General features: G+C 66.9%; 23 protein-coding genes. 10 read left to right on the plus strand and 13 right to left on the minus strand.

Annotated features, from left to right (window positions below; genetic code table 11):
- Positions 1-15: 15 nt before the first annotated feature.
- Positions 16-1,146, minus strand: a complete 1,131-nt coding sequence (locus tag AC58NV_RS00165; protein ID WP_497225360.1) for a WD40/YVTN/BNR-like repeat-containing protein — start codon at positions 1,144-1,146, stop codon at positions 16-18.
- A 151-nt stretch (positions 1,147-1,297) separates the two neighbouring features.
- On the opposite strand from AC58NV_RS00165, the gene AC58NV_RS00170 reads away from it, so the two are divergent.
- Both AC58NV_RS00170 and AC58NV_RS00175 read left to right on the plus strand, forming a co-directional pair.
- Positions 1,298-2,512, plus strand: a complete 1,215-nt coding sequence (locus AC58NV_RS00170) for an RSP_2647 family RNA methyltransferase (RefSeq protein ID WP_497225361.1) — start codon at positions 1,298-1,300, stop codon at positions 2,510-2,512.
- A gap of 5 nt (positions 2,513-2,517) precedes the next feature.
- Positions 2,518-3,066, plus strand: coding sequence for an RSP_2648 family PIN domain-containing protein (locus AC58NV_RS00175; protein ID WP_497225362.1), 549 nt, complete (start codon positions 2,518-2,520; stop codon positions 3,064-3,066).
- 55 nt (positions 3,067-3,121) lie between these two features.
- Here AC58NV_RS00175 and AC58NV_RS00180 read toward each other — a convergent pair whose 3' ends face one another.
- Together AC58NV_RS00180 and AC58NV_RS00185 are read right to left on the minus strand one after the other, a co-directional pair.
- Positions 3,122-3,808 carry a M48 family metallopeptidase gene (locus AC58NV_RS00180; protein WP_366659748.1) on the minus strand — a complete coding sequence of 229 codons (687 nt, stop codon included), beginning with the start codon at positions 3,806-3,808 and terminating at the stop codon, positions 3,122-3,124.
- Positions 3,809-3,865: 57 nt separating this feature from the next.
- Entirely contained in the window at positions 3,866-4,828 is a 963-nt protein-coding gene (locus AC58NV_RS00185; RefSeq protein WP_497225363.1) for a sodium-dependent bicarbonate transport family permease, read from the minus strand.
- Between the two features lie 94 nt (positions 4,829-4,922).
- Here AC58NV_RS00185 and AC58NV_RS00190 point away from each other — a divergent pair, with 94 nt between their 5' ends.
- Both AC58NV_RS00190 and AC58NV_RS00195 read left to right on the plus strand, forming a co-directional pair.
- A complete protein-coding gene (locus AC58NV_RS00190) occupies positions 4,923-5,867 on the plus strand; it encodes a LysR substrate-binding domain-containing protein (protein ID WP_497225364.1) in 945 nt (314 codons plus the stop codon).
- 93 nt (positions 5,868-5,960) lie between these two features.
- Positions 5,961-7,133 carry a threonine/serine exporter family protein gene (locus AC58NV_RS00195; protein ID WP_497225365.1) on the plus strand — a complete coding sequence of 391 codons (1,173 nt, stop codon included), beginning with the start codon at positions 5,961-5,963 and terminating at the stop codon, positions 7,131-7,133.
- Positions 7,134-7,490: 357 nt separating this feature from the next.
- On the opposite strand, the gene minE is transcribed toward AC58NV_RS00195, so the two are convergent.
- From minE to AC58NV_RS00215, 4 genes are all read right to left on the minus strand, one after another.
- Positions 7,491-7,754 (minus strand): cell division topological specificity factor MinE, encoded by a 264-nt coding sequence (gene minE, locus AC58NV_RS00200; protein ID WP_497225366.1) that lies wholly within the window; start codon positions 7,752-7,754, stop codon positions 7,491-7,493.
- 3 nt (positions 7,755-7,757) lie between these two features.
- Positions 7,758-8,606 (minus strand): septum site-determining protein MinD, encoded by an 849-nt coding sequence (minD, locus tag AC58NV_RS00205; RefSeq protein ID WP_497225367.1) that lies wholly within the window; start codon positions 8,604-8,606, stop codon positions 7,758-7,760.
- A 36-nt stretch (positions 8,607-8,642) separates the two neighbouring features.
- Positions 8,643-9,395 (minus strand): septum site-determining protein MinC, encoded by a 753-nt coding sequence (gene minC, locus AC58NV_RS00210; RefSeq protein WP_497225368.1) that lies wholly within the window; start codon positions 9,393-9,395, stop codon positions 8,643-8,645.
- Between the two features lie 201 nt (positions 9,396-9,596).
- On the minus strand, positions 9,597-11,063 hold the full coding sequence (locus tag AC58NV_RS00215) for an alkaline phosphatase D family protein (RefSeq protein ID WP_497225369.1): 1,467 nt from the start codon (positions 11,061-11,063) through the stop codon (positions 9,597-9,599).
- A gap of 192 nt (positions 11,064-11,255) precedes the next feature.
- Between AC58NV_RS00215 and AC58NV_RS00220 the strand changes: the two genes are divergently transcribed.
- A complete protein-coding gene (locus AC58NV_RS00220) occupies positions 11,256-11,624 on the plus strand; it encodes a hypothetical protein (protein WP_497225370.1) in 369 nt (122 codons plus the stop codon).
- An 89-nt stretch (positions 11,625-11,713) separates the two neighbouring features.
- Here AC58NV_RS00220 and AC58NV_RS00225 read toward each other — a convergent pair whose 3' ends face one another.
- The 5 genes from AC58NV_RS00225 to AC58NV_RS00245 form a co-directional block, all read right to left on the minus strand.
- Positions 11,714-12,622 (minus strand): PhzF family phenazine biosynthesis isomerase, encoded by a 909-nt coding sequence (locus tag AC58NV_RS00225; RefSeq protein WP_497225371.1) that lies wholly within the window; start codon positions 12,620-12,622, stop codon positions 11,714-11,716.
- 28 nt (positions 12,623-12,650) lie between these two features.
- Positions 12,651-13,835 carry a vWA domain-containing protein gene (locus tag AC58NV_RS00230; protein WP_497225372.1) on the minus strand — a complete coding sequence of 395 codons (1,185 nt, stop codon included), beginning with the start codon at positions 13,833-13,835 and terminating at the stop codon, positions 12,651-12,653.
- 19 nt (positions 13,836-13,854) lie between these two features.
- The gene (locus tag AC58NV_RS00235; protein WP_366659731.1) at positions 13,855-14,022 is read right to left on the minus strand and encodes a hypothetical protein; all 168 of its coding nucleotides are present in this window, start codon (positions 14,020-14,022) and stop codon (positions 13,855-13,857) included.
- Positions 14,023-14,070: 48 nt separating this feature from the next.
- Complete coding sequence (locus tag AC58NV_RS00240; RefSeq protein ID WP_497226371.1) at positions 14,071-15,462, minus strand: DUF2927 domain-containing protein; 1,392 nt, start codon at positions 15,460-15,462, stop codon at positions 14,071-14,073.
- Between the two features lie 164 nt (positions 15,463-15,626).
- Positions 15,627-16,466, minus strand: coding sequence for an AAA family ATPase (locus tag AC58NV_RS00245; protein ID WP_497225373.1), 840 nt, complete (start codon positions 16,464-16,466; stop codon positions 15,627-15,629).
- A gap of 175 nt (positions 16,467-16,641) precedes the next feature.
- On the opposite strand from AC58NV_RS00245, the gene dksA reads away from it, so the two are divergent.
- Together dksA and AC58NV_RS00255 are read left to right on the plus strand one after the other, a co-directional pair.
- A complete protein-coding gene (dksA, locus tag AC58NV_RS00250; protein ID WP_036762180.1) occupies positions 16,642-17,064 on the plus strand; it encodes an RNA polymerase-binding protein DksA in 423 nt (140 codons plus the stop codon).
- Between the two features lie 104 nt (positions 17,065-17,168).
- Positions 17,169-18,335 (plus strand): FAD-dependent monooxygenase, encoded by a 1,167-nt coding sequence (locus tag AC58NV_RS00255; protein ID WP_497225374.1) that lies wholly within the window; start codon positions 17,169-17,171, stop codon positions 18,333-18,335.
- Between the two features lie 97 nt (positions 18,336-18,432).
- Here AC58NV_RS00255 and xth read toward each other — a convergent pair whose 3' ends face one another.
- Positions 18,433-19,239 carry an exodeoxyribonuclease III gene (gene xth, locus AC58NV_RS00260; protein ID WP_497225375.1) on the minus strand — a complete coding sequence of 269 codons (807 nt, stop codon included), beginning with the start codon at positions 19,237-19,239 and terminating at the stop codon, positions 18,433-18,435.
- Between the two features lie 361 nt (positions 19,240-19,600).
- Between xth and AC58NV_RS00265 the strand changes: the two genes are divergently transcribed.
- The 3 genes from AC58NV_RS00265 to AC58NV_RS00275 all read left to right on the plus strand — a co-directional run bounded on the left by AC58NV_RS00265 (position 19,601) and on the right by AC58NV_RS00275 (position 22,220).
- Positions 19,601-20,143: a hypothetical protein gene (locus AC58NV_RS00265; protein WP_497225376.1), complete on the plus strand. Its 543-nt coding sequence runs from the start codon at positions 19,601-19,603 to the stop codon at positions 20,141-20,143.
- A 98-nt stretch (positions 20,144-20,241) separates the two neighbouring features.
- Complete coding sequence (locus AC58NV_RS00270; RefSeq protein ID WP_497225377.1) at positions 20,242-21,303, plus strand: DUF6902 family protein; 1,062 nt, start codon at positions 20,242-20,244, stop codon at positions 21,301-21,303.
- Positions 21,303-22,220, plus strand: coding sequence for a DMT family transporter (locus AC58NV_RS00275; protein WP_497225378.1), 918 nt, complete (start codon positions 21,303-21,305; stop codon positions 22,218-22,220). The genes AC58NV_RS00270 and AC58NV_RS00275 overlap by 1 nt, the downstream gene beginning before the upstream one ends.
- The last annotated feature ends 6 nt before the right edge of the window (positions 22,221-22,226 follow it).

Consider the following 22,226-nt stretch of genomic DNA (forward strand, 5'->3'; position numbering starts at 1 on the left):
GCGCCCTTTCGGATTTCAGCGGCTCAGGGTCTCAACAGAAAGGATCGTCGGCAGGTGCCGGGCGATTTCGCTCCAGCTTTCGCCTTCGTCGAAGCTTGCGAAGACTGAGCCCGAGTTGGTGCCGAAATAGACACCCGCCGCAGCATCTGTGGCCATGGCCTGGCGCAGCACGGTGAAGAAACACGCGCCCTGCGGCAGCCCGTCGCGTTTGGCCTGCCAGGTCCCGCCGCCATCGGCGGACTTCCAGACCGCCGCCGAGGCGTCCGGCGGAAACCGCCCGGCCGCATCGCCGTTCAGCGGCAGCACCCAGATCGTATCCGGATCCCGGGGATGCACGGCAATCGGAAAGCCGAAGGTGGAGGGCAGCCCGGCGGTGATATCGCTCCAGGTGCGCCCGCCGTCGGTGCTGCGGTAGGTGCCGTGGTGGTTCTGCTGATAGAGCAGATCACCGGGGCCGCGCTGCATGTTGTGCACGCAGTGGCCGGTTTCGCCGTTGCGCGGCGCCGCGGGGTGATGGTGCTCGGTGCAGATCGTGTCATTGGACAGGCGGTTGCGGCGCTCCCAGCTTTTCCCGCCATCCTCCGAGGCAAAAACCCCCGCCGCGGATATGCCCAGCCACAGTTTGTCCGCGTTTTCCGGGTCGCTCAGCATCGTGTGCAGAACCAGCCCGGCCGCGCCGGGGTTCCAGCTTTCGCGCGATGGATGGCTGTCGAGCGCGGCATTCCTCTCCCACGTCCTGCCGCCATCCCTGCTGGACAAAAGCGCTGCAGGATTGGTGCCCGCAAAAAGAACACCATGGGCGCTGTGCAGCGACCACACGGCCTTGAGATCCTCGAAGGGGACCTCGGTGGGCTCCCAATCGAAGAACGCCGCCGTTTCCGGGTCCGCGGCCGCCCATTCATCGATCTGCCCGTTTGACAGCTTGCAAAGCTCCCAGGTCTCGCCATCGGCAGAACGCCAGACCCCGGCGCCGGGCCAGTCGCCGCCGCCGCCGGCCCACATCATGCCGCTGTCCGGATCACCGATCACATGGTTGATGCACCAGCCGCCGCAGTGCGGGCCTGAGACCGACCAGCTGCCGCCGTCCGGGGTCAGGACAAAGGCGCCTTTGGTGGTGCCAAGAAGAACTCTTGCGGTTGTGCTCATGGCGGATCCTCCAGCCGTAAGGTTACCACAGGTTCTTGCCAATGTCGCATCGGCAGGGGGCAGTCAGCAGGAGGCTGCCAGGCACCAAGGTTGTGCGGGCCGGGCCAAACGGCCCCTTTTCCTGTCCCGGGCTTACCGCTAAGAGAACTCCATGACAGCCTCCCCAGATGCGCTCCAGCGCCCCCGCGTGAAAATGAAACCCAAGTCCAACGCCCGCGCCATCCGGCACGGGTTTCCCTGGGTTTATGCCAACGAACTGGTGACTGACCGCCGCACCCGCAAGCTGGCACCCGGCACCCTGGCGGTGCTGGAGGACGAGGCACAGCGCCCGCTGGGGCTGGTCTCGGTCAACCCGGACAGCAAGATCATCGCCCGGATGCTGGACCGCGACCCGGAGGCACAGATCGATCAGACCTGGTTCGCGGCCCGCCTTTCGCGCGCGCTGGAAATGCGCGAACGCTTGTATGACGCGCCTTTCTACCGGCTGGTCCATGCCGAATCCGACGGTCTGCCCGGCGTGGTGATCGACCGCTTCGGCGGTACTTGCGTGGTGCAGCCTAACGCCGCCTGGGCCGAGGCGCATCTGGACATGCTCGCCGCCGCTTTGGCCGAGGTAACCGGCGCCGAAGTGATCCTGAAAAACGCCTCAGGCCGCACCCGCGGGCTGGAAGGTCTGGATGACGTGAACCAGACCCTGCTGGGCGCGGCCCCCGCTGCGCCGGTGCCGGTGCAGATGAACGGCGCCACCTATATGGCCGACCTCACCGGCGGCCAGAAAACAGGGCTGTTCTTCGACCAGCGCGAAAACCATACCTTTGCCGCGCGCCTGACCGCGCCCGGCGCCAAGGTGCTGGACGTGTTTTCGCACGTTGGCGGCTTTGGCCTGGCGATGCTGGCAGGCGGGGCAGGGCACGCCACCTGCGTCGACGGCTCCGCTGCGGCGCTGGACCTGGCCGCCCAGGGCGCGGCAGCCAGCGGCCACCAGGATAAGTTCACCGCCCGTCAGGGCGACGCCTTCGATGTGCTGACCGCCCTGGGGGAGGAAGGCGAAAGCTTCGATGTCGTGATCTGCGACCCGCCTGCCTTTGCGCCCTCGAAACAGGCGCTGGAGGCCGGCCTGCGCGCCTATGAACGCGTTGCCAAACTGGCCGCCCCGCTGGTGAAACCCGGCGGCTACCTGGGCCTCTGCTCCTGCTCGCATGCTGCCGACCTCGCCAGGTTCCGCAACGCTTCGGCCCGCGGCATCGGCAAAGCGGGCCGCCGCGGCGCGCTGATCCACACCGGATACGCAGGCCCCGACCACCCGCAACTGCCGCAGCTGGCCGAAAGCGGCTATCTCAAGGCCGTGTTCTTCCGGCTGGACTGACGCGGGTGAAGCTGCTCCTCGACACTTGCGTCCTCTACCCGACGGTGATGCGGGAGATGCTGCTGGGTGCAGCGCGCCTTGGCCATTTCACCCCGCTGTGGTCGACGCGGATCCTTGGCGAATGGGAGCGTGCGGCGCTGAAACTCGGCCCCGCAGGCGCGGCGCAGGCCAAAGCCGAGATCGCCCTGATCCGCGCGGGCTGGCCCAAGGCGGAGGTCGCCCCGGCACCAGGGGTCGAGGCGCGCCTCTGGCTGCCCGACAGCGCCGACACCCATGTGCTGGCCGCCGCCATCGCAGGCCACGCCGATGCCATCGTCACCGTCAACAACAAGGACTTTCCGCGCCACACCCTGGCCGAGGAAGGTCTGGATCGCGTGGGCCCGGATGAGCTGCTCTACGGGATCTGGCTGCAGGACAGCACCGGCATGGAGGCGCTGGGGGCAGAGGTTCTGGCCGAAGCCAACCGCCTGTCGGGCGGCAGCTGGGAAATCCGCCCGCTGCTGAAGAAAGCCCGCCTGCCGCGGCTCGCCAAGGCCCTCTCTTCTTCTTTGTGAAAATACTCCGGGGAGTTTGAGGGGCCGGCCCCTCAATTGCGCCTTTGCCGCGGCTTCAGCCCTTGGCCCATTTGTCTTCCAGCCGCTCCAGCGCGGCGATGCGCTCTTCGGTTTTTGGATGGCTCATCAGCCAGGCCGGCGCCATGCCCGCGCGCGCCTGGGTCAGTTCCTCAAGCTTGGCAAACAGGCTTTTCTGCGGTGCCAGGCCGATCCCTGCCTTGGTCAGCAGCGCGGCGGCATATTCGTCGGCTTCGTATTCATCGCCGCGCGACAGCCGTGCCGCCAGCAGCGAGGTCAGAACCCCGGCAATCCACGGCCCGATAAAGGGGATATAGCGGCCCAGGATCATCATCAGCGCGGTGCGCAGCGCGTTCTGGCCGGAAAAATCGATCATCCGTTTCCGCGCGTGCCCCAGCGCCACATGGCCCAGCTCATGGGCGATGACGGAGGCCATCTCCTCGGCGCTGACCTCGCCGTTCTGGTATTTGCGGTAAAACCCGCGGGTGATGAAGATCCGCCCGTCCGGCGCCGCCAGCCCGTTCACCGGGTCGACTTCGTAGATATGCACCGGGATGCGGGCCACGTTCAGCGCTGCCGCCAGCCGGTCGGTCAGCTGCTTCAGCCTGGGGTCGGCCAGCTCGGTCGAGCGCTGGTCAAGTTCCCGGTGGGTGCGCCAGATCGAAATCCGGTACATCACAAGGCCATAGGCAACGGCCAGCAGAATGGGCAAGAGGCGCAGCATGCCTCAGATATGGGCCGGAACGGGCGGCAGCGCAAGGCGTGCCGCCCGCCCGAAGCTTCAGGATGCCAGCCAGTAGTAGAGCGGCAGCCCGACGGTGATGTTGAACGGGAAGGTCACCCCCAGCGACAGCGTCAGGTAAATGCCCGATTCCGCCTTGGGCAGGGCGATCTTCATCGCCGCCGGTACCGCGATGTAGGAGGCCGAGGCCGCCAGCACCATCAACAGGAACAGGCTGCCGCTGCCCAGCCCGACGGCCCAGCCCGCGCCATAGGCCAGCAGCGCGCCGATCACCGGCATCGCGGCGCCGAAGACAAACAGCCCCGGCGACAGCATCTCCCGGTTCTTGATCAGGCTGCGGCCCGCCGACAGGCCCATGTCCAACAGGAACAGGCACAAGATGCCGGTAAAGGGGGTGACGATGAAGGGGGCGATCAGCTCCATCCCCTTGCCGCCGGTGATCGCACCGATTGCAAAGGCGCCCAAGAGCAGCACAACCGAGCCGTTGGCCAGCAGCTCGCGCCAGAACCCTTCCGGCCGTTCGCCGTTGCTGCCGGTGCTGTGCGCCAGCCACAGCGCCGACAGGATCGCAGGCACCTCCATCGCCGCGGCCACCGCCACCATGTAGCCGTCATAGACCACCCCGGTCAGCTCCAAGAGGCTGGTCGCGGTGACAAAGGTCACGATGGAGATCGAGCCGTAATGGCCGGCCACCGCCGCCGCGTTCAGGGGATCAAGCCGCGTCAAGACCTTAAGCAGCGCAAAGGCGATGAAGGGCAGCAGGAACGACAGCGCCACCCCCGCCAGGATAGTGGCAAACAGATCCGGGCTCAGCCCGTGCTCCGCCAGGCTGGCACCACCCTTGAAGCCGATCGCCAGCAGCAGATACAGCGACATGAACTTGGCCGCGCCTTCCGGGATCGACAGGTCGCTGCGGGCAAAGGCGGCAATCAGGCCAAGGGCAAAGAACAGGATCGTGGGCACCAGCAAACTGCTGGCCAGGGTTTCGAGGGCGGTAGGCATCTGTCTCTCCATTCCGGTTTTTGCCCTCATGAATTGCACTGCAGCATAGTTCCAATATATTGTATCTAATCTTCACATAGTTTCAGGTTATGAAATGCGTCCAACCCTGCGTCAGCTCGAATACATCGTCGCCGTGGCCCGGCTGGGCCAGTTCGGCCTGGCAGCCGACGCGCTGAATGTCAGCCAGCCCAGCCTGTCGGCGCAGATTTCCGCGGTGGAGGAGGACCTTGGCACCCGCCTGTTCAAACGCGGCCGCGCCGGCGCCCAGCCCACCGCCATGGGGGCCGAGGTGATCCGCCGCGCCCAGCGGATACTGGGGGAGGTCGATGACCTGCGCGCTGCCGTCACCGGCGGCGTGCCCTTCGGCGGGCGGCTGCGGCTGGGGGTCTTGCCCTCGATCGGGCCTTACCTCTTGCCCAAGGCGGTCAGCGCCATCCACCGCACCCAGCCCAGCCTGCGCGTCATCGTTCGCGAGGAAAACACCCGCGACCTGGAGCAGGGGCTGAAGGCCGGGCGGTTCGACATGATCATCTCCACGCCCGAGGACCACCCGAACACTCACCAGGTGCGGCTGTTCAGCGAACGGCTGTGGATCGCCGCGGCGCTGGACGATCCGCTGGCGGCAGAGAGCGGTCCGGTGGACGGCGCGTCGTTGCGCGGCCGCAATTTCCTGACCCTGGACAGCGGCCACCGGCTGTCGCGCATCGTCTATGCGCTGGCGTCGGGGTTCGGCGGTGTGGTGGCAGATGACTACGAGGGCACCAGCCTCGATTCGATCCGCCTGATGGCAGCCTCGGGCGCAGGCGTCGCGGTTCTGCCGGAGCTCTACACCCTGCGCCAGCCGCAGGGCCACAGCGAGGTGATCTTCCGCCCGCTCGCGGCCGAGGGCGCCAGCCGCGACATCGCGCTGCTGCAGCGGGCCGGGGAGGAGAGCCAGACCGGCACCGCCTTTGTCAGCGCCGCGCTGCTGGATGTGGCGCGCGGCTTCGGCCTGAACATACGGGAGGCAGACCCCGCCGCCAGCCCTGACGGCCAGTGATAGCGGCCATGCAAAAACCGCACTCGCCGCACCGCGCCGCATCCAGTATGGGGAGCGTTCCCAAAGGCACCAGATAACAACGGCTTCCGGCACATGGCTCCGCTCTCACAGCTCCGCAATATCGCCGACACCGGCGAGACCCTGCACCGCAGCGGCTGTGCGCCCTACAAGATCGAGAAATACTTGCAGTTCTATGCCCGCAAGCAGGGCATCAACGTGATCGTGCAGGCCACCCCCACGTCGATCTCCTGCCAGTTCCCGGACGAGGACAACCAGTTCATCATCCGCAGGCTGGAGCCCGCGCAGATCAACCTCAGCCTGCTGGCCCGCACCATCATCCGCATCAACGCGGTGGAGGATCCGGGGATCGAGGAACCAGGCCGCTATCCTGGCTGGCTGATCATGCTGGCCAATATCGCCATCCCGCCCGCCTTCCTGACCCTCATTGGCAGCGCCCTGACCACCATTGCGCTGTCGGCGGTGCTGGGGTTCCTGGTCTGGCTCTGCCAGCTGTTCTGCCGCGGCGACCGGGTGATTCTGGTTGAGTTCCTGTCGGCGCTGGTCGCGGGGCTGGCGGTCTCGCTGGTCAGCAGCATGGGCGTGGAGGTGCCGGTCTGGGGCACCTGCATTGCCGCAATCGTGCTGTTCGTGCCGGGGCTGTCGATTGCCAACTCGCTGGAATGCCTCGCTTTCAATGACGTGATTTCCGGCTCCAGCCTGTTTGCCCAGTCGATCTTCGTGCTGATGAAACTGTTCATCGGCATTTACATCGGTGTCAGCATCGGTGCCGCGCTGTGGGGGGCAACGCCGCAGGTGGAGAATGTGAACGGCGTCTTGTGGTGGATGCCCTATCTGGCGCTGCCGGCGCTGTCATTCTCGATCGGGGTGATCTTCAACGCCCGCATGGTCGACATCCTGCGGGCGCTGCCGGTCACCGTGTTGGGCATGTGGGGGCCGCTTTACCTGGGCTTCGGCGGCGGCTGGATCGTCGGCACCTGGGTCACTGCCATGTGCATCACCCTTTACGGCACCTGGCTCGCCAAGACGCTGAACCTCACCGGCGCCATCTATATCGTGCAGGGTATCCTGATCCTGGTCCCCGGCAGCCGGGTGCTGATGAGCGCCACCCAGTCGCTGTTCAACGAGACCCTGATGGCGGATGCCAGCATCGGCCTGTCGGCGCTCTTGATGTTCTCGGCCATCGTGGCGGGGCAGGTGACGGCGCTGGCGCTCTATTCGCAGAAGAACCGCAACCTCGCCAGCTAGGCACACCGCTGCCTGCATGCCGCTCCGGCAGCAGCGCACACTGTGTCCCTCGGGCTGGCCCTCCGTCAGGTCCAGCGCACGGCTGAGCGCGCCCGGCAGGCCGCCCGTCCGCAGGGTGTCCTGCGGTGCGCCGCCGCCGGGCTGCCCGGGATTGAAGGGGAATCGGAATGTGTCATGGGCCTTCTGCAGGGCAAGTGCGGAAGGCCCATGACAACACGGGCAGGATGAACCTGCCCTGACCCGGCGCAGGGTAGGGGTGGGGATTCCGCGCCGGGTTTTCTTAAAATGTTCGAGGCCGGCAGAGCCGCCCCATGCCAAAACTTCCGGGGCGGCAGGGCCGCCCCGCGGGCCCCGGCCCTAGTTCACACCCAGTTTTTCCGGGAACTCTATATTGATCTCCAGGCTCGACAGCTCGTCGCCGCGCTCCATGCGGATGTCGATCGCCTCGTCGCCGATCTGCATATGGCGGCGGATCACGTCCAGGATCTCGCGCTGCAGCTGCGGCAGGCAGTCGGGACGGGCGCTGCCATTGCCGCTGCGCTCATGCGCCAGCAGGATCTGCAGCCGCTCCTTGGCGGTGCTGGCAGAGGCCTTGCGGGGGCGGAGGGAAAAGCCGAACATCCCTTACACCGCCCGCCGGAACAGCCGCTGCAGCAGTCCGCGGCGGGGATCCGCGGCAATCCGCATCTCGATCTGCTCGCCGATCAGCCGCCCCACCGCGTCCTCATAGGCCGCCGCCGCGGCCGACGGGTCATCCAGCACCACCGGCACGCCGAGGTTGGAGGCGCGCAGCACCGCGGCGCTTTCCGGAATGATGCCCAGCAGCGGCACCGCCAGAACCTCCAGCACGTCCTCCACCGTCATCATCTCGCCGCTGTCGATGCGGGCCTTGTCGTGGCGGGTGATCAGCACCTGCGCCTTGACCGGCTCCGCACCGGCCTTGCTGGCCCGTTCGGTGATGCTGTTCAAGAGTCCCAGCACCCGGTCGCTGTCACGGACCGAGGACACCTCGGGATTGGTCACAACGATGGCCTCATCGGCAAAATGCATCGCCATCTGGGCGCCGCGCTCGATCCCGGCCGGGCTGTCGCAGATGATGTAATCGAACTCCTGGCGCAGCTCGTCAAGCACCTTCTCGACGCCGTCCTTGGTCAGCGCATCCTTGTCGCGGGTCTGCGAGGTCGGCAGCACCGCCAGTTTCTCCAGCCGCCGGTCGCGGATCAGCGCCTGCTTCAGCTTGGCGTCGCCCTGAATGACGTTGATGAAGTCGAACACCACCCGGCGCTCGCAGCCCATGATCATGTCCAGGTTGCGCAGGCCCACGTCGAAATCGATCACCACCGTCTTGTGGCCGCGCCGCGCCAGTTCGGCGCCGACGGCGGCAGAGGTTGTGGTCTTGCCGACGCCGCCCTTGCCCGAGGTGACCACGATCACCCGGCCCAGCGGCTCTTCCAGTTTCAGGTCCTTGCTCATTGTCCTGCCTTCCCTATCCCAGGCCGTGTTGCGGCCCTATCCCAGCGCTTCCACGCACAGCCGCCCGTCCTGCAGGAACACCTGCACCGGGCGGTTCAAAAGCTCCGGCTCCAAATTCTCGCTGGTCCGGTAGAGGCCCGCCACCGCCAGCAGCTCCGCATCCAGGCTGTTGCAGAAGATGCGCGCGCTCTCGTCGCCCTCGGCCCCGGCCATTGCCCGGCCGCGCAGGCGCCCGTAGACATGGATGCTGCCCCGCGCGATCAGCTCGGCGCCGGAGCTGACCGGCCCGACCACCACCAGGTCGCCGCCCTCGGCAACCACCGTCTGGCCGGAGCGCACCGGCCGGGTGATCAGCACATTCTCCGGCGGCCGCAGTTTCTTGGGGATTTCCCGGCGGGTGCCGGGGCCCGTGTTCAGCGGCGCGTCCTTGCCGCTGGACAGGTTGATCAGCCCGGCGTCCTCTGCCGCGGCGGCCTGTTCGGGGGTGGCGTTCTGCACCCCGAAGACCGCCAGGTCCCGGCTTCGCAGGCTGTCCGTCAGGGCGCGGATCTCGGCAGGCCGGTTCAACCCCGGCGCCTGCGCCAGATCCAGAATCAGCGGCGCGCCGTCAAAGAACTGCGGGCTCCAGCGCAGCTGCGCGTCCAGGGCGGCGTAAAACGCCTGGTCCAGCGGACCGTCCTCGGGCCGCAGGGCAACTGCGGTGAAGTAGCGCCCCCGGATCTGGAACGGCTTCACGCTGGCGGCAGGCGCACTGCCACGGGGTTTTATGTCTTGATGCGGCACGCTCACGCGATGCTCCTGCTCGGGGGTGGCGGGTTTGTTCCGCCGCGTCTTTTCCCCTTGCGTAGCCGTCTGAAGGGCGATGGTTCAACCGCGCTGGCAGGGCTTCGGCGGACAAGCGCCGGCGGCTTTGCCCGGCGGCGGATTTCCGCAGATGATCCGCCTGCGGTTGAGCAGAAAAAGGTTGCCGTTTCCGCCGCCCGCCCGCGGCTACAGCGCCAGCGGCGCCGACCGGCCCGAGGTTTCCAGCTCCCAGCTGGCGGACCAGTCCGCGCCTTGCCGCTCCAGGACCAGATAATTCCGCTCCGCCGCGTAGCGCCCGGCCTGGCCGGGGATCCGGCGGATGCGGATCGGGTGGCCGGGCAGGGGCGCATCGCCCAGCCACGAGAGCATCCCCAGCACCTTGGCCCAGGCCCGGGGCGGCGCCCGGTGGGAAATGCCGGAGGCGACCAGCTGATGCAGCACCTTGCTGCCGCCAAGCGCCATCTCGCCGCGCGCGGCCAGGTGGATCTCACCCGAGATGGCGGTGACCTGCTGGCCGTCCTGCGCCGCCATGTCCCGCAGCAGCCGCAACATCCGCCGCCAGGAGGCCCGGTGCGCCCGGCTTTGCCACTGGTCGCGCAGGTCATCCTCGTATTTCTGCATCCGGGGCGTCAGCACCATCAGGACTTCCAGCAGCGACAGCCGCGGCCCCAGCAGGGGCACGCTGGACAGGATCAGGCTGCGCCCGGCAAAGCGCTGCTCCGCTGCTGCCTTCATCATCCGCCAGCCGCCCCGCGCCATCACCCGCCGCCGGCTGCGCTCGGACCGCAGATCAGGTGCCAGCAGCCGCAGCCCCGGTGCCTCGATGCGCCAGCCCAGATGGGTGCCTTCGGGATCGGTGAACCGCGCAGGCAGGCCGCTGTCGCAGCAGCCGTGCTGGAACAGCAGCGCCGCCTCCCGCGCGGCGGCAAACAGGGTCTGGCCGACCGGGGAATAGGTGCGCGAGCGGCGCAAACTGCCCCAGCCGTCGCAGATATCATGATCGTCCCATTGCATCAGCGAGGGCACCCGGGCGGCGATCCAGGCAAGCTCCGGCGCGCTGTAGACCGCCAGGTAGCGCTGCAGGAACCGCTCGCGCAGATGGCGGCGCAGACCGGCCAGATCCTCGCGCGCGGGATCGCGGGGGATGCGGTCCGGCCAGTCCTGGCTCAAGCGATGGCCGTCCGTCACCTCATCCGCATAGACCTGGTCGCCGCCATGCAAAAGCAGCGAGAACGGGTGCGCGCGGTGCTCCGCGCCCATCCGCGCCCACATCGCGTTGCGCTCGCCGCCGTCGCGGTCCAGGTCGCCGTGCTCCTCGCCGTTGCAGGAGGCATAGGCGATCCGCATGTCGCCGCCGAAGCCGCCCGCCAGGTCATAGCGCGTGCCGTTCCATTGATAGGCGGAGGGACGGTCCGCGGGCAGCGCGAACCGCGCCCGCAGCACCTGGCGGGTTTCATACTCTGCCAGCGGTTCGGGCTGCACCGTGCCGCTCTCCAGCCGCACCGGCGGCACCGCGGTGCCCTTCGGTGCAATGAACAGGGCAGCCAGATGCATCCGGCCATCCCGCAGATCATCAAGGATCAGGATGGGGCCGGTGACGGGGTCTGCGGCTGGTCCGCTGACGGGGCCTGTTGTCCGGGTGCTGCTGCTCATACCGCCTCATCACCTAGGTGCGGGCAGCGGCGCAATCAACCGCTGGCAGCGGTGCTGCGCAGCGTCTGCGGTGCTGCGGCAGAATTACCGGTGGCGCCGCGGCGGCGGGCGTGGTCAGACTGCGCCCGCATATTGCCTTTTCCGCCTCCGGTTTGCCCGCAGGCGCGGATTTCACAGTTCAGGAGATTTGAGATGCAATGGAGTTTTCTGGCCGCTGCGGCGCTGGCGGCCCTGTGGATGCTGGTGCACGCCTTGGCGGGAGGCCGCGAGTGCGCCCGGCCCCTGGCGCGGGACCGGCAGCTGCCGGATGCGGTGCGCGAAACCACGCTGTTGTGCTGGCACATGGTGACCGGCTTTCTGGGGCTGATGGCACTGTTCCTGTTTCTCGGCGCCCGCGGAACGGAAGGGATGGCGCTGGCGGGGACCGCAATGGCCGCGGTGACGGCGGCGGTTGGCCTGCTGCTGCCGCCGCTGCGCCGGGCGGGGTACGGGCTGCTGCCGCAGGGCTGGCTGTTTGTGCCCGTGGCGGCACTGGGCGCGTGGGGGCTGTGGGGCGGCTGAAGCCGGGGCAAAGCGCCGGCGGCAGACCTCCCGCCCGTCCGGCCTGCATTGCAAATGCCGTCCGTCCGGACGCGCACCGCCGGCCGGGGCTAGCGGCTGTCCGGCCGGCCCGGCGTGAAGGTGAGCGTGCCGGCCTCCACCGCGTGGCCCGAAATCCTGACCGTTAGGCCGCCGCCGGTCTGGTCCAGCGTCACAAAGACCGTGCCAGGCCGGCCCAGGGCGCGGCCCTGGTGCCCGGCGTAGGTCTGCAGCGGCATATCCGGCAGCAGCCCCTGAGCCAGCAGATAGGCGCCGGCCGGGCCGTTGGCGTTGCCGGTCACCGGGTCCTCGGCAATGCCGATGGCCGGGGCGAACATGCGGCCGTGGGTTTCCAGCCCGCCGTCCGCCGGTTCCGCGGCAAAGGGAAAATAACCGTTGCAGCCGATCCGCTTGCTCAGTGCCGCCAGCCGGGGCAGGGACGGCTGCAGCCGGTCCACCGTTTCCCGGCGCCGCAGCGGCACCATCACCTTGGAATGGCCGGTGGAGACCACCTGCACCGGCAGCCCCTCTGCCAGATCCGCCTCAGATATCTCCAGCGCCGCCAGCAGCTCCGCGCGCTCTTCGGCATCCAGAACATGGCCATGGGCCACTTCGCCCTGGGTCATCTCCACCCGCGCTTCCGCGCCGCTGCCGCAGGTCCGCACAGGCAGCACCCCGGCACCGGTCAGCGCGCGCACGCGATAGTCCGCCTGCCCCAGCATCCGCGCCCGCAGAAAATGGGTGGCCACGGTTGCATGGCCGCAGATCGGAACCTCGGCGCTGGGGGTGAAGTAGCGGACCTGCAGGTCGTGATCCGCGGCCTGCGCAGGCAGCACAAAGGCGGTCTCGGAAAAGCCCGCAAAGGCCGCAATCGCCTGCATGTCGCCGCTGCTGAGGCCTTCCGCCTCCAGCACGACACCGGCGCGGTTGCCCTGCCCGGGCGTTCGGGTGAAAGCATCGACCACATGGATCATAGTCATGAGGAAAATTTCCCGAATTTACAGTGGATTAACGGCTCAGCTCCCGCATGCCGCGTTCCAGCCCGTCCAGCGTCATCGGCACCATCCGGTTTTCGAAGATCTCCCGGATCATGCCGATCGAATGGGTATAGTCCCAGTATTTCTCCGGCACCGGGTTGATCCACAGGTTCGAGGCCCAGGCTTCGCGCGCGCGCTGCAGCCAGACCTGGCCCGCTTCCTCGTTCCAGTGCTCATTGGCGCCGCCCGGATAAGCGATCTCGTAAGGCGACATCGAGGCATCGCCGACAAAGATGCACTTGTAATCCGGCCCGTAGGTGCGCAGCACCTCATGGGTCGGGGTCTTCTCGTTCCAGCGCCGCCGGTTGTCGCGCCACACGCCCTCATAGAGGCAATTGTGGAAGTAGTAATATTCCAGATGCTTGAACTCGGCGCGGGCGGCAGAGAACAGTTCCTCCACCACCTGGATATGCGGATCCATCGAGCCGCCCACATCCAGGAACAGCAGCACCTTCACCGCGTTGTGCCGCTCCGGCCGCGTCTTCACGTCCAGATAGCCGTGCTCGGCGGTGGAGCGGATGGTGCCATCCAGATCCAGCTCCTCCTGCGCGCCCTCGCGGACCCAGCGGCGCAGGCGCTTCAGCGCCACCTTGATGTTGCGGGTGCCGAGCTCGACATCACCGTCGAAGTTCTTGAATTCGCGCTTGTCCCAGACCTTGACCGCGCGCTGGTGGCGGCTCTTGTCCTGGCCGATGCGCACGCCCTCGGGATTGTAGCCATAGGCGCCAAAGGGCGAGGTGCCCGCTGTCCCGATCCACTTGTTGCCGCCCTGGTGGCGGCCCTGCTGTTCCTTCAGCCGCTCCTTCAGGGTTTCCATCAGCTTGTCGAAGCCGCCAAGCGCCTCGATCTCGGCCTTTTCTTCTGCGCTCAGGTGCTTTTCCGCCATCTTGCGCAGCCATTCCTCGGGAATGTCGACGGCCTCCATCACCGCGTCCGCCGGAATCGCCTCCAGCCCCTCGAAGGTGGTGGCAAAGGCGCGGTCGAACTTATCGATGTTGCGCTCATCCTTCACCATCGCGGCACGGGCGAGGAAATAGAACGCCTCGATGTCATAGGTCGCCAGCCCCGCCTTCATCCCTTCAAGGAAGGTGAGGTATTCGCGCAACGAGACCGGAACCGCCGCCTTGCGCAGGTTTTCAAAGAAGGGCTGGAACATCGCGGGCCTCTGTCAGCAGTTACGCCAGCACCCGGTGGGTCAGGATGGTTGCCAGCAGTCCGACAATACCAAAGATGATGGCATAGACAGCCCCGTATTGCAGCATGTCCAGGGTGTTGCCGCCACGTTTGCGGGCCTTCAGGGCGCCGATCAGGCCGCCCAGCAGAACGCCGATGATTACGATCATGGTTCTATCCGTCTCTTGTCTTTCAGGATTTGTCTCTTGTGGGCCGTATCAGGAGCCGGAGGGGCGCAGCGCGGCGACTTCCTCCAGCCGGGCCTCCACCACCCAATCCGGGCCAAAGCCGTAACGCGCCCATCCCAGGCTGTCCAGCCTGACGCGGCGCGCCTCCACCATGCGGCCCTCCAGCTCCAGCGCCTCCGCCTGCAGCATCAGCAGGGTGGACAGCAGGGCGGCATTCTCATGGGCCGCAGCGGCATCAGCCGCCGGCTTCAGCCGGGCCAGGGCCGATGCGCCGTTGCCGGTGGCAATGTCATAGGCGGCCAGCTGCACCGCGACCTTGGCCTGATGGATGCCGGTGCCGGGCAGCCCCTGCAGGAAGTCCTGCGCGGTCAGGAAATGCTGCAGTGCCAGCTCCGGCTCGCGGATGTGCAGCATCCGCCCCAGCGTATAGTGGCTCAGCGCCCGGCGGTGGTCGATCCAGCCCAGGTCGCGGGCAATCTCTGCCGCCCTGTTGGCGGCGCGCAGCCGCTCCCGCAGCGAGGCCTGCGGCCCCAGCGCCTGTTCGTAGGCCGCCGCCCAGGCCCGCGGCGTGTCCGGGAGCCCCGGGGCTGCGGCGCCTGCACCGCGCGGGTTCAGCCGGGCGAGGATGGCGGGCAGGCGGGCGGCGACCTGATCGCGGCTCATGCCGGTCCTCAGCTCCGGCGCGTAGGTCGCGCGCAGGATCAGCATGTCGAACCCGGTCAGCACCGCATGCATGTTGTCGTCGTTGAAGACCGAATCCGGCAGCCGGTAGAGGTCATTCAGCGGACCGATCGCCTGCGCCAGCTCTTCGTGCAGGCAGTCGCGCACCTCCTGCGGGCTGGTGTCGTTGGGCAGGAAGACCGCCAGCCGGTCCCGCTCGCGCAGCAGCGCCCAGTTGGTGCGCGGGCTGCGCCGGTTGCGCCGGTATTCCGCCAGCGAGGAGACATTGGGCACCACGAAACAGGCCGCCTTTGGCAGCGCCCGGCGGATCTCGTTGCGGGAGACCATCTGGACGGTGATGCTGGCCTCGCCGCCGGTGACCCGGCGGATGGAAATCCCGGCCTCCGCGCGCAGCCGTGCCAGCAGCGCGTTCAGCTCGCGGCTGAAGCCGGGGGCGGGGGCGCCGGTGACCCGCAGGGTGATCGGCGTCTCAAAACGGGTGAACTGGGGCAGGGTGCTGCCGCCCTCAAGCTGGAAATGCAAATCCAGGAAGTCGCGGGCAATATCGGCGTTGGAGCGCTGGGGGGCTTGCGGCCGGGGCGTGGTGAACACCTTGACCGGCGGCAGCGCCAGCGGCGCGGCGGCGGCGCGGGTCGGCGCCTCGACACGGGCCGCCGGGGCCGCGCAGGCGGCCAGCGCCAGCGCCGCCAGAACGCCGGCGGCAGCCTTCAGCAGGCGCTTCCCGCTGCGGCGGGGTGTCATTTCCGGGTCCATTGCTGCGTCCGCGGGCACTCAGGTGTCTCCCTAGCGGCCCGGCTGCCTCAGCCCGGCCCTGTTTCCTCTGATAGGGGAATGCGGCAGCAATTTGAAGCGAAACAGTCAGGCGGCGGGAAAGCGCCTGCCGCCTGTGTCCTCTGCCCGCGCGGTCAGCGCCGCCCGCGCGCCATGAAGGCCAGGCGTTCGAACAGATGCACGTCCTGCTCGTTCTTCAGCAGCGCCCCGTGCAGCTTGGGCAGCGCATTGGCGCCGTCGCGGGCAAGATCCTCCGGGCTCAGATCCTCGGCCAGCAGCAGTTTCAGCCAGTCGATCACCTCCGAGGTCGAAGGCTTTTTCTTCAGCCCCTGCGTGTCGCGGATCTCGTAGAACTGGGTCAGCGCGGCGGTCAGCAGCGCCTCCTTGATTCCCGGGTGATGCACCTCGACGATCTTCTTCATCGTCTCCGCGTCCGGGAAGCGGATGTAGTGGAAGAAGCAGCGGCGCAGGAAAGCGTCCGGCAGTTCCTTTTCGTTGTTGGAGGTGATGATCATCACCGGGCGGTGCTTCGCCTTGATGGTCTCGCCGGTCTCGTAGACGTGGAACTCCATCTTGTCGAGCTCCTGCAAGAGGTCGTTGGGGAACTCGATGTCGGCCTTGTCGATCTCGTCGATCAGCAGCACGACCTTCTCGTCCGCCTCGAACGCTTCCCACAGCTTGCCCTTGCGGATGTAGTTCTTCACATCATGCACGCGCTCCTCGCCCAGCTGGCTGTCGCGCAGGCGGCTCACGGCGTCATATTCATAAAGGCCCTGCTGGGCGCGGGTGGTGGATTTCACGTTCCACTCGATCATCCGCAGCCCCAGCGAGCTGGCAACCTGCTTTGCCAGCTCGGTCTTGCCGGTGCCGGGTTCGCCCTTGACCAGCAGCGGCCGCTCCAGCGTCACCGCCGCGTTCACCGCAACCTTCAGGTCATCGGTTGCAACATATTCCTTAGTGCCCTGAAATCGCATATCTTTCCCGTTTCAGCCGTGGTTGCCGTCTTGTTATCACGCTTTTAACCAAACAGCGCCACTATTGTGTAGTGACATTCCTGTCCGATAGGGATAAACGCTGCGGCAGAGGGGGATCCAAAGTGTTGAGGTATTGTTTATGACCAGCATGATGGGCCAGACCGAAGGAGCCGAAATGAAGCAAGAAGTGTTTCTGCCGGACGACTACCGACCGGCCGAAGATGAGCCGTTCATGAACGAACGGCAGCTTGAGTATTTCCGACGCAAACTATTGGAATGGAAGCAGGACCTGCTGGCAGACAGCCGCGACACCATTGAGGGGCTGCAGGACAGCACCCGCAATATTCCCGATGTCGCCGACCGTGCCAGCGAAGAGACCGACCGCGCGCTGGAGCTGCGCACCCGCGACCGCCAGCGCAAGCTGGTCGCCAAGATCGACTCGGCGCTGCGCCGCATCGACGAGGGTGAATACGGCTACTGCGAAGTGACCGGCGACCCGATCTCGCTGAAGCGCCTGGATGCGCGTCCGATCGCGACCATGAGCCTGGAAGCGCAGGAACGCCACGAGCGCCGTGAAAAAGTCCACCGTGACGATTAACCGCTGATTTTGGCGGTAAAAACGCAAGAAACATTAACGCCGGGGCCTTTTGCTCCGGCGTTTTTTGTTTCATTGGGGGCAGGCGGAGAATCTGCAGGAGCCCCATGGACCTCAAAGGCCTGAAAATAACCGTCATCGGCGCCGGCATCGGCGGCCTGGCCGCAGCGCTGGCGCTGCGCCGCTTCGGGGCATCCGTCACCGTGCTGGAGCAGGCCCAGGCGATCTCGGAGGTCGGCGCGGGGCTGCAGATCACCCCCAACGGCGTTCAGGTGCTGAAGGCGCTGGGGCTGGCGGATGATCTGGCCTGGTGCTCACAGCGCGCCCGCGCGGTGGTGCTGCGCGGCCACCGACGCGGCAATCAGGTGCTGCGGCTGGACCTGGATGAATACGCCGCCGGGCTGCCCTATTACTTCGTGCACCGCTCCGACCTCGTCGGCATCCTGGCCGGCGCCGCCCGGCGCGAAGGCGTGCAGGTGCGGCTGCTGCAAAAGGCGGAGCGGATCGAACCCGGCCCGCAGCCCCTTGTGCACCTGGTGAACGGCGCCCAATGCGGCGGCGGCCTGCTGGTGGGCGCCGACGGGCTGCATTCGAAAACGCGGGTGGCCCTGAACGGCGAGCGCAAGCCCTTCTTCACCGGCCAGGTGGCCTGGCGCGCCACCGTGCCCAACCATCTGAACCTGCCGCCGGAGGCGCAGGTGTTCATGGGGCCGGGACGGCATCTGGTGGCCTATCCGCTGCGCGACGGCAGCCTGATGAACCTGGTCGCGGTGCAGGAGCGCCGCGCCTGGGCCGAGGAAAGCTGGAACTTCAAGGACGACCCCGCGAACCTGCGCGCCGCCTTTGCGGGCTTCGGCGGCAATGCCGCGGCGCTGCTGGACGCGGTGGAGGAAGTGCTGCTCTGGGGGCTGTTCCGCCATCCGGTGGCAGAGCGCTGGTATGGCGAGAACACCGCCATCCTGGGCGACGCCGCGCATCCGACGCTGCCGTTCATGGCCCAGGGCGCCAATCTGGCGCTGGAGGATGCCTGGGTGCTGGCCCGTTCGCTGCAGGAGGCGACGGGGCTCAAGGCCGGGCTGGCAATGTACCAGTCGCGCCGCCGCGATCGGGCGGAGAAAGTGGTGCGGGCGGCCAGCAACAATGCCTGGAAATACCATCTGCGGGCGCCGCTCAGCTGGCCTGCGCACCAGGTGCTGAAACTGGGCGGCCGTTTCGCCCCGGACCGCATGGTCAGCCAGTTCGACTGGATCTACCGCCACGACGTCACCGCCTGAGGCGGGCAGGGAAGGCCCCCGCACCGTTCCGGATCATCAAAGATGAACCGGCACAGGTTGGGCGTGGCGCCGCGCTGGCGCGCGGCGCGGGCAGCGCCTAGATGTCCAGGTCCACCCAGACCGGGACGTGGTCGGAGGGCTTCTCGCGGCCGCGCACGTCCTTGTCGATCTGGCACTCCCGCAGCAGGTCCGCCGCCTGCGGCGTCAGCAGGAAATGGTCGATTCGGATGCCGTCGTCGCGGTTCCAGGCGCCGGCCTGGTAGTCCCAGAAGGAATACTGCCCCGGCCCCTGGTGGCGGGCGCGGAAGGCCTCGGTGAAGCCCAGGTTGACGATCCGCTGAAACGCGGCGCGGCTTTCCGGGCGGTGCAGGGCGTCCTCTACCCAGGCCTCCGGGCGCTTGGCGTCCTCGGCCTGCGGGATGATGTTGTAATCGCCGGCCATCAGCGCGGGCATCTCCTCGGCCAGCAGTGCCTCGGCCCGGGCCTTCAGCCGCTCCATCCAGGCCAGTTTATAGGCGTATTTGCCGCCCGCCGCCGGGCTGCCGTCCGCCTCCAGCTCCACCGGGTTGCCGTTGGGCAGGTAAAGGCCGCAGATCCGGATCGCCTGCTTGCCCACCACCGTCGCCTCGATCCAGCGCGCCTGTTCATCGCTGTCATCGCCTGGCAGGCCGTGGCTCACATCCTCCAGCGGCAGCTTGGACAGGATCGCCACGCCGTTGAAGCTTTTTTGCCCGTGGGTTTCGACGTTGTAGCCGCGCTCCTCGAAGATCTCGCGCGGAAACGCTTCATCCACCGACTTGATTTCCTGCAGCAGAACCACGTCGGGCTGCGCCTCGTCCAGCCAGTCCGGCAGCGCCTGGGCGCGGGCCTTGATGCCATTGATGTTAAAAGTGGCGATTTTCATGGCTTGCCTCCGGCCCAGATTGCTTTATTCGGGGCCGATCTATCGCTGAATCAGCGCCCCGGGGCAAGCCCGGAGCGCGAATCGCGAATCACTTGTGCCGCTGCGGCCCGCTGGCGTTTTGCACGGGTGAAAAATAACCCTCAGGTTGATTTTAATTATTTTGCAATAATATGCGTGTGAATAACACGGTGAATATCCTGTGGATGAATTGAAATAATTGAAATTGCGCAAAAAATAGCGGGTTGAAGTTAAAGTAATTGCGAATGCAAAATACAATGTGAAATTGCATTTTTTGTTTGCGCTGCGCGGCGCCCGTGCCAGCGTCAAGGAGCCTTTTGTCCTTAATGAATGGGGTTCCAACATGACTGCTCAGCGTAAAATCCAGACCATCCGCGCCACCCGCCCGGCCGCAGGCGCCAGCCTGTTCGAAGGCGATGCAACGGAGATGTTCTCTTCCGGCTCAGCGCCTGAATGCACCGCGGATCTGTCAGCAGGGGAAGGCGTTTCGCTGTTCTCTTCCGGCTCCATGCCGCAGATGGCGGACAGCTGGGCAGGCGGTGAAACCGGGCTGTTCTCCAGCGGCTCGGCCCCGGCGGCCCGCAGCGAAACGGCGGCCGGCGACCTGGTGGAAATGTTCTCGTCCGGTTCGGCTCCGGCGGCACGGGCAGAGACGTCCGGGGGCGATCTGGTGCAGATGTTCTCTTCAGGCTCTGCGCCCGCAACTCAATCTGAGGTTGCTTCCGGGCAGTTGACGGAAATGTTTTCCTCCGGCTCGGCCCCGGCAGCCGCGGCTGAGACCGGCGCGGGCGAGGGCACGCATCTGTTCTCCTCGGGCTCCGCTCCGGCGGCAGAAGCGCGCACCAGCGGCGGCGACGCAACCCGGCTGTTCTCCTCGGGCAGCTGACCGGGAGCGGGCCGGCCTCCTTTCCGGCCCCTGACCTTTTGGCGGTCCCGGTTGCGGGGCCGCCCTTGCCGCGCCGCATCTTTCCGCAGGAGGTTCCCATGGCCCAGATCATCCCGTTCTTCTCTCCCGCCGCCCGCCAGTCCCGGGCGGCTGCGCATGCGGCGCTGATCGGCGGTTTCGCCGCGCACCGGCGCACGCAGGAGGACGTGTTCTGGCTCAAGGAAAACGCCGAGCTTCTGAACATTCTGGAATGCACCGGGGCGGATGTTGCCGCTGAGGCCCTGGCGCCGCTGCAGGGGTTTTACGAGGGCGCGGCGCGGCATATCAGTTTCTTCCGCCAGTATTACCGTTTCATCCTGTCGATCTGCCTGGATCTGGAGGACCTGGGTCTGCCCGGGGGCACCGGGGCGCAGCTGGCCGCATGGATCGAACGGGAGAGGCTGGCGCAGGCGGAGCTGTCGGACCTGCAGCGGGCCGAGGCCCGCCGCCTGCTGGCACGGCGCGGCGCGGTCCTGCGCGACGACGGGCTGGACGACCGGCTGCGCGCCTTCATCTCGCGCCCGCAAACCTTTGCGATCCCAAACAAAAAAGCGGCTTACGAACTGACACACATCGTCTTTTACCTGTCGGAATACGGCCGCCGCGACCCGCAGCTGCCGCAGGCGGCGCTGACCAGTCTGGAGTTTGCGGGCCTGGTGGCGTTCCTCGACCAGAACGCTGATCTGCTGGCCGAGATCTGCATCGCGCTGCGCTATGCCGGGCAGCAGCCGCCCGCCGCCTGGGAAGGCTGGCTTGACAGACAGGTTTCCGGGTTTACTCTATCAAAACGGGAATTTTCTGGACTTAACGATTCCTATCACGAGTATTTTGTTGTTAACTGGCTCATGATCCTGTCCGGCCGCACGGCGTTCCGGCAGGCGGTACCCGCAGGGGGCGTGCATGTGTCGGCGCTGCGGGGAGGAAGTATATTGAAAAGTCTTTCGGAAGCCGTTTTTGAGGCTGGAACAGGCCGGCCCGGCTGGGGCGCGGTCAAAGCGCGGGCCGAAGCCATGCTGAGCGAGGAGGAGCACGGGCTGCTTTGCGCGGCAGAGCGCAGCTGCGCCGGGTTTGCCGGCTTCTTTGAAGGATTTGCCCGCGCGGGCAGCGCGGGGGCTGCGTGATGGGCTGTTCACGCAACCAGGCCCTGGGCGGGGCGCTTCTGGTGGTGGCCTATACCGGCCTGATCGCCTCAGCTGACGGGATCACCAAACTGCTGGCGGGCCAGTATGCGGCGGCGCAGCTTTATGCTCTGTCGGGCGCCATGGTGGCGGGCTTCTGCCTGCTGGCGGACCGGCTGCCCGCGCAGCGCGGCGGCTTCCGCACCCGGTGCCCGCGGGCGATGGCGCTGCGCTCGGTGGCGACGCTGATCGCCGCGGTCTGTTTCTTTTATGCCTTCCGGCTGCTGCCCTTTGCCGAGGTGTTCGTCTTCATCGGCATGATGCCGCTGCTGGCGGGCGCGATGTCCGGGCTGGTGCTGAAGGAGCCGGTGCGCCCGGCGGCCTGGATCGCCTTGATGGCAGGCTTTGCGGGGGTGCTGTTCCTGCTGCCCCACAACGATGGCGGGGCGCATGCCGCCTGGGGGCATCTGATTGCTTTCGGCGCGGTGGTGTCCGGCACGTTTTCGATGACCATGGCGCGGTTTATCGGCCGTTATGAAAGCAACGCGCTGGCGCAGGTGTTCTATCCGAACCTGACGCTGTGCGGCGCGATGCTGCTGGTGCTGCCCTTTGTCTGGGTGCCGATGCCGCTGGCGGATGCGGGCTGGGCGGCCGCCTATGCGTTCCTCCTGTTCGGGGCGCGCTGGCTCTTGGTGGTGGCGCTGCGGCTCCTGGCCTCCTACGCCGTCACCCCGCTGATGAATCTGCAGTTCATCTGGATGGCGGTCATCGGCGCGGTGTTCTTCGGGGAGTTCCCGCCGGCCTCCACCTATGTGGGCGGCGCCATTGTCATTGCCTCAGGGCTCTATCTGGTGTGGGATCAGTTTGCCCCGGCCATGCCGCGGCTGCGCAGTGCCGGGCGGCTGCAGACCGATCCGTAACGCCTG

The organism is Leisingera sp. ANG49 (assembly GCF_059694505.1).

What these genes read in the sequence shown, in the direction of transcription:
- AC58NV_RS00195 (WP_497225365.1), top strand. Translation starts at nt 5,961, where the DNA reads ATGGCTCCGCTCTCACAGCTCCGCAATATCGCCGACACCGGCGAGACC.
- AC58NV_RS00245 (WP_497225373.1), bottom strand. Translation starts at nt 16,466, where the DNA reads ATGCGATTTCAGGGCACTAAGGAATATGTTGCAACCGATGACCTGAAG.
- AC58NV_RS00225 (WP_497225371.1), bottom strand. Translation starts at nt 12,622, where the DNA reads ATGACTATGATCCATGTGGTCGATGCTTTCACCCGAACGCCCGGGCAG.
- minD (WP_497225367.1), bottom strand. Translation starts at nt 8,606, where the DNA reads ATGAGCAAGGACCTGAAACTGGAAGAGCCGCTGGGCCGGGTGATCGTG.
- AC58NV_RS00270 (WP_497225377.1), top strand. Translation starts at nt 20,242, where the DNA reads ATGGCCCAGATCATCCCGTTCTTCTCTCCCGCCGCCCGCCAGTCCCGG.
- AC58NV_RS00170 (WP_497225361.1), top strand. Translation starts at nt 1,298, where the DNA reads ATGACAGCCTCCCCAGATGCGCTCCAGCGCCCCCGCGTGAAAATGAAA.
- AC58NV_RS00235 (WP_366659731.1), bottom strand. Translation starts at nt 14,022, where the DNA reads ATGATCGTAATCATCGGCGTTCTGCTGGGCGGCCTGATCGGCGCCCTG.
- AC58NV_RS00185 (WP_497225363.1), bottom strand. Translation starts at nt 4,828, where the DNA reads ATGCCTACCGCCCTCGAAACCCTGGCCAGCAGTTTGCTGGTGCCCACG.
- AC58NV_RS00165 (WP_497225360.1), bottom strand. Translation starts at nt 1,146, where the DNA reads ATGAGCACAACCGCAAGAGTTCTTCTTGGCACCACCAAAGGCGCCTTT.
- AC58NV_RS00180 (WP_366659748.1), bottom strand. Translation starts at nt 3,808, where the DNA reads ATGCTGCGCCTCTTGCCCATTCTGCTGGCCGTTGCCTATGGCCTTGTG.
- xth (WP_497225375.1), bottom strand. Translation starts at nt 19,239, where the DNA reads ATGAAAATCGCCACTTTTAACATCAATGGCATCAAGGCCCGCGCCCAG.
- AC58NV_RS00240 (WP_497226371.1), bottom strand. Translation starts at nt 15,462, where the DNA reads ATGACACCCCGCCGCAGCGGGAAGCGCCTGCTGAAGGCTGCCGCCGGC.
- minE (WP_497225366.1), bottom strand. Translation starts at nt 7,754, where the DNA reads ATGTTCGGCTTTTCCCTCCGCCCCCGCAAGGCCTCTGCCAGCACCGCC.
- AC58NV_RS00215 (WP_497225369.1), bottom strand. Translation starts at nt 11,063, where the DNA reads ATGAGCAGCAGCACCCGGACAACAGGCCCCGTCAGCGGACCAGCCGCA.
- AC58NV_RS00265 (WP_497225376.1), top strand. Translation starts at nt 19,601, where the DNA reads ATGACTGCTCAGCGTAAAATCCAGACCATCCGCGCCACCCGCCCGGCC.
- AC58NV_RS00255 (WP_497225374.1), top strand. Translation starts at nt 17,169, where the DNA reads ATGGACCTCAAAGGCCTGAAAATAACCGTCATCGGCGCCGGCATCGGC.
- dksA (WP_036762180.1), top strand. Translation starts at nt 16,642, where the DNA reads ATGAAGCAAGAAGTGTTTCTGCCGGACGACTACCGACCGGCCGAAGAT.
- AC58NV_RS00275 (WP_497225378.1), top strand. Translation starts at nt 21,303, where the DNA reads ATGGGCTGTTCACGCAACCAGGCCCTGGGCGGGGCGCTTCTGGTGGTG.
- AC58NV_RS00220 (WP_497225370.1), top strand. Translation starts at nt 11,256, where the DNA reads ATGCAATGGAGTTTTCTGGCCGCTGCGGCGCTGGCGGCCCTGTGGATG.
- AC58NV_RS00190 (WP_497225364.1), top strand. Translation starts at nt 4,923, where the DNA reads ATGCGTCCAACCCTGCGTCAGCTCGAATACATCGTCGCCGTGGCCCGG.
- AC58NV_RS00230 (WP_497225372.1), bottom strand. Translation starts at nt 13,835, where the DNA reads ATGTTCCAGCCCTTCTTTGAAAACCTGCGCAAGGCGGCGGTTCCGGTC.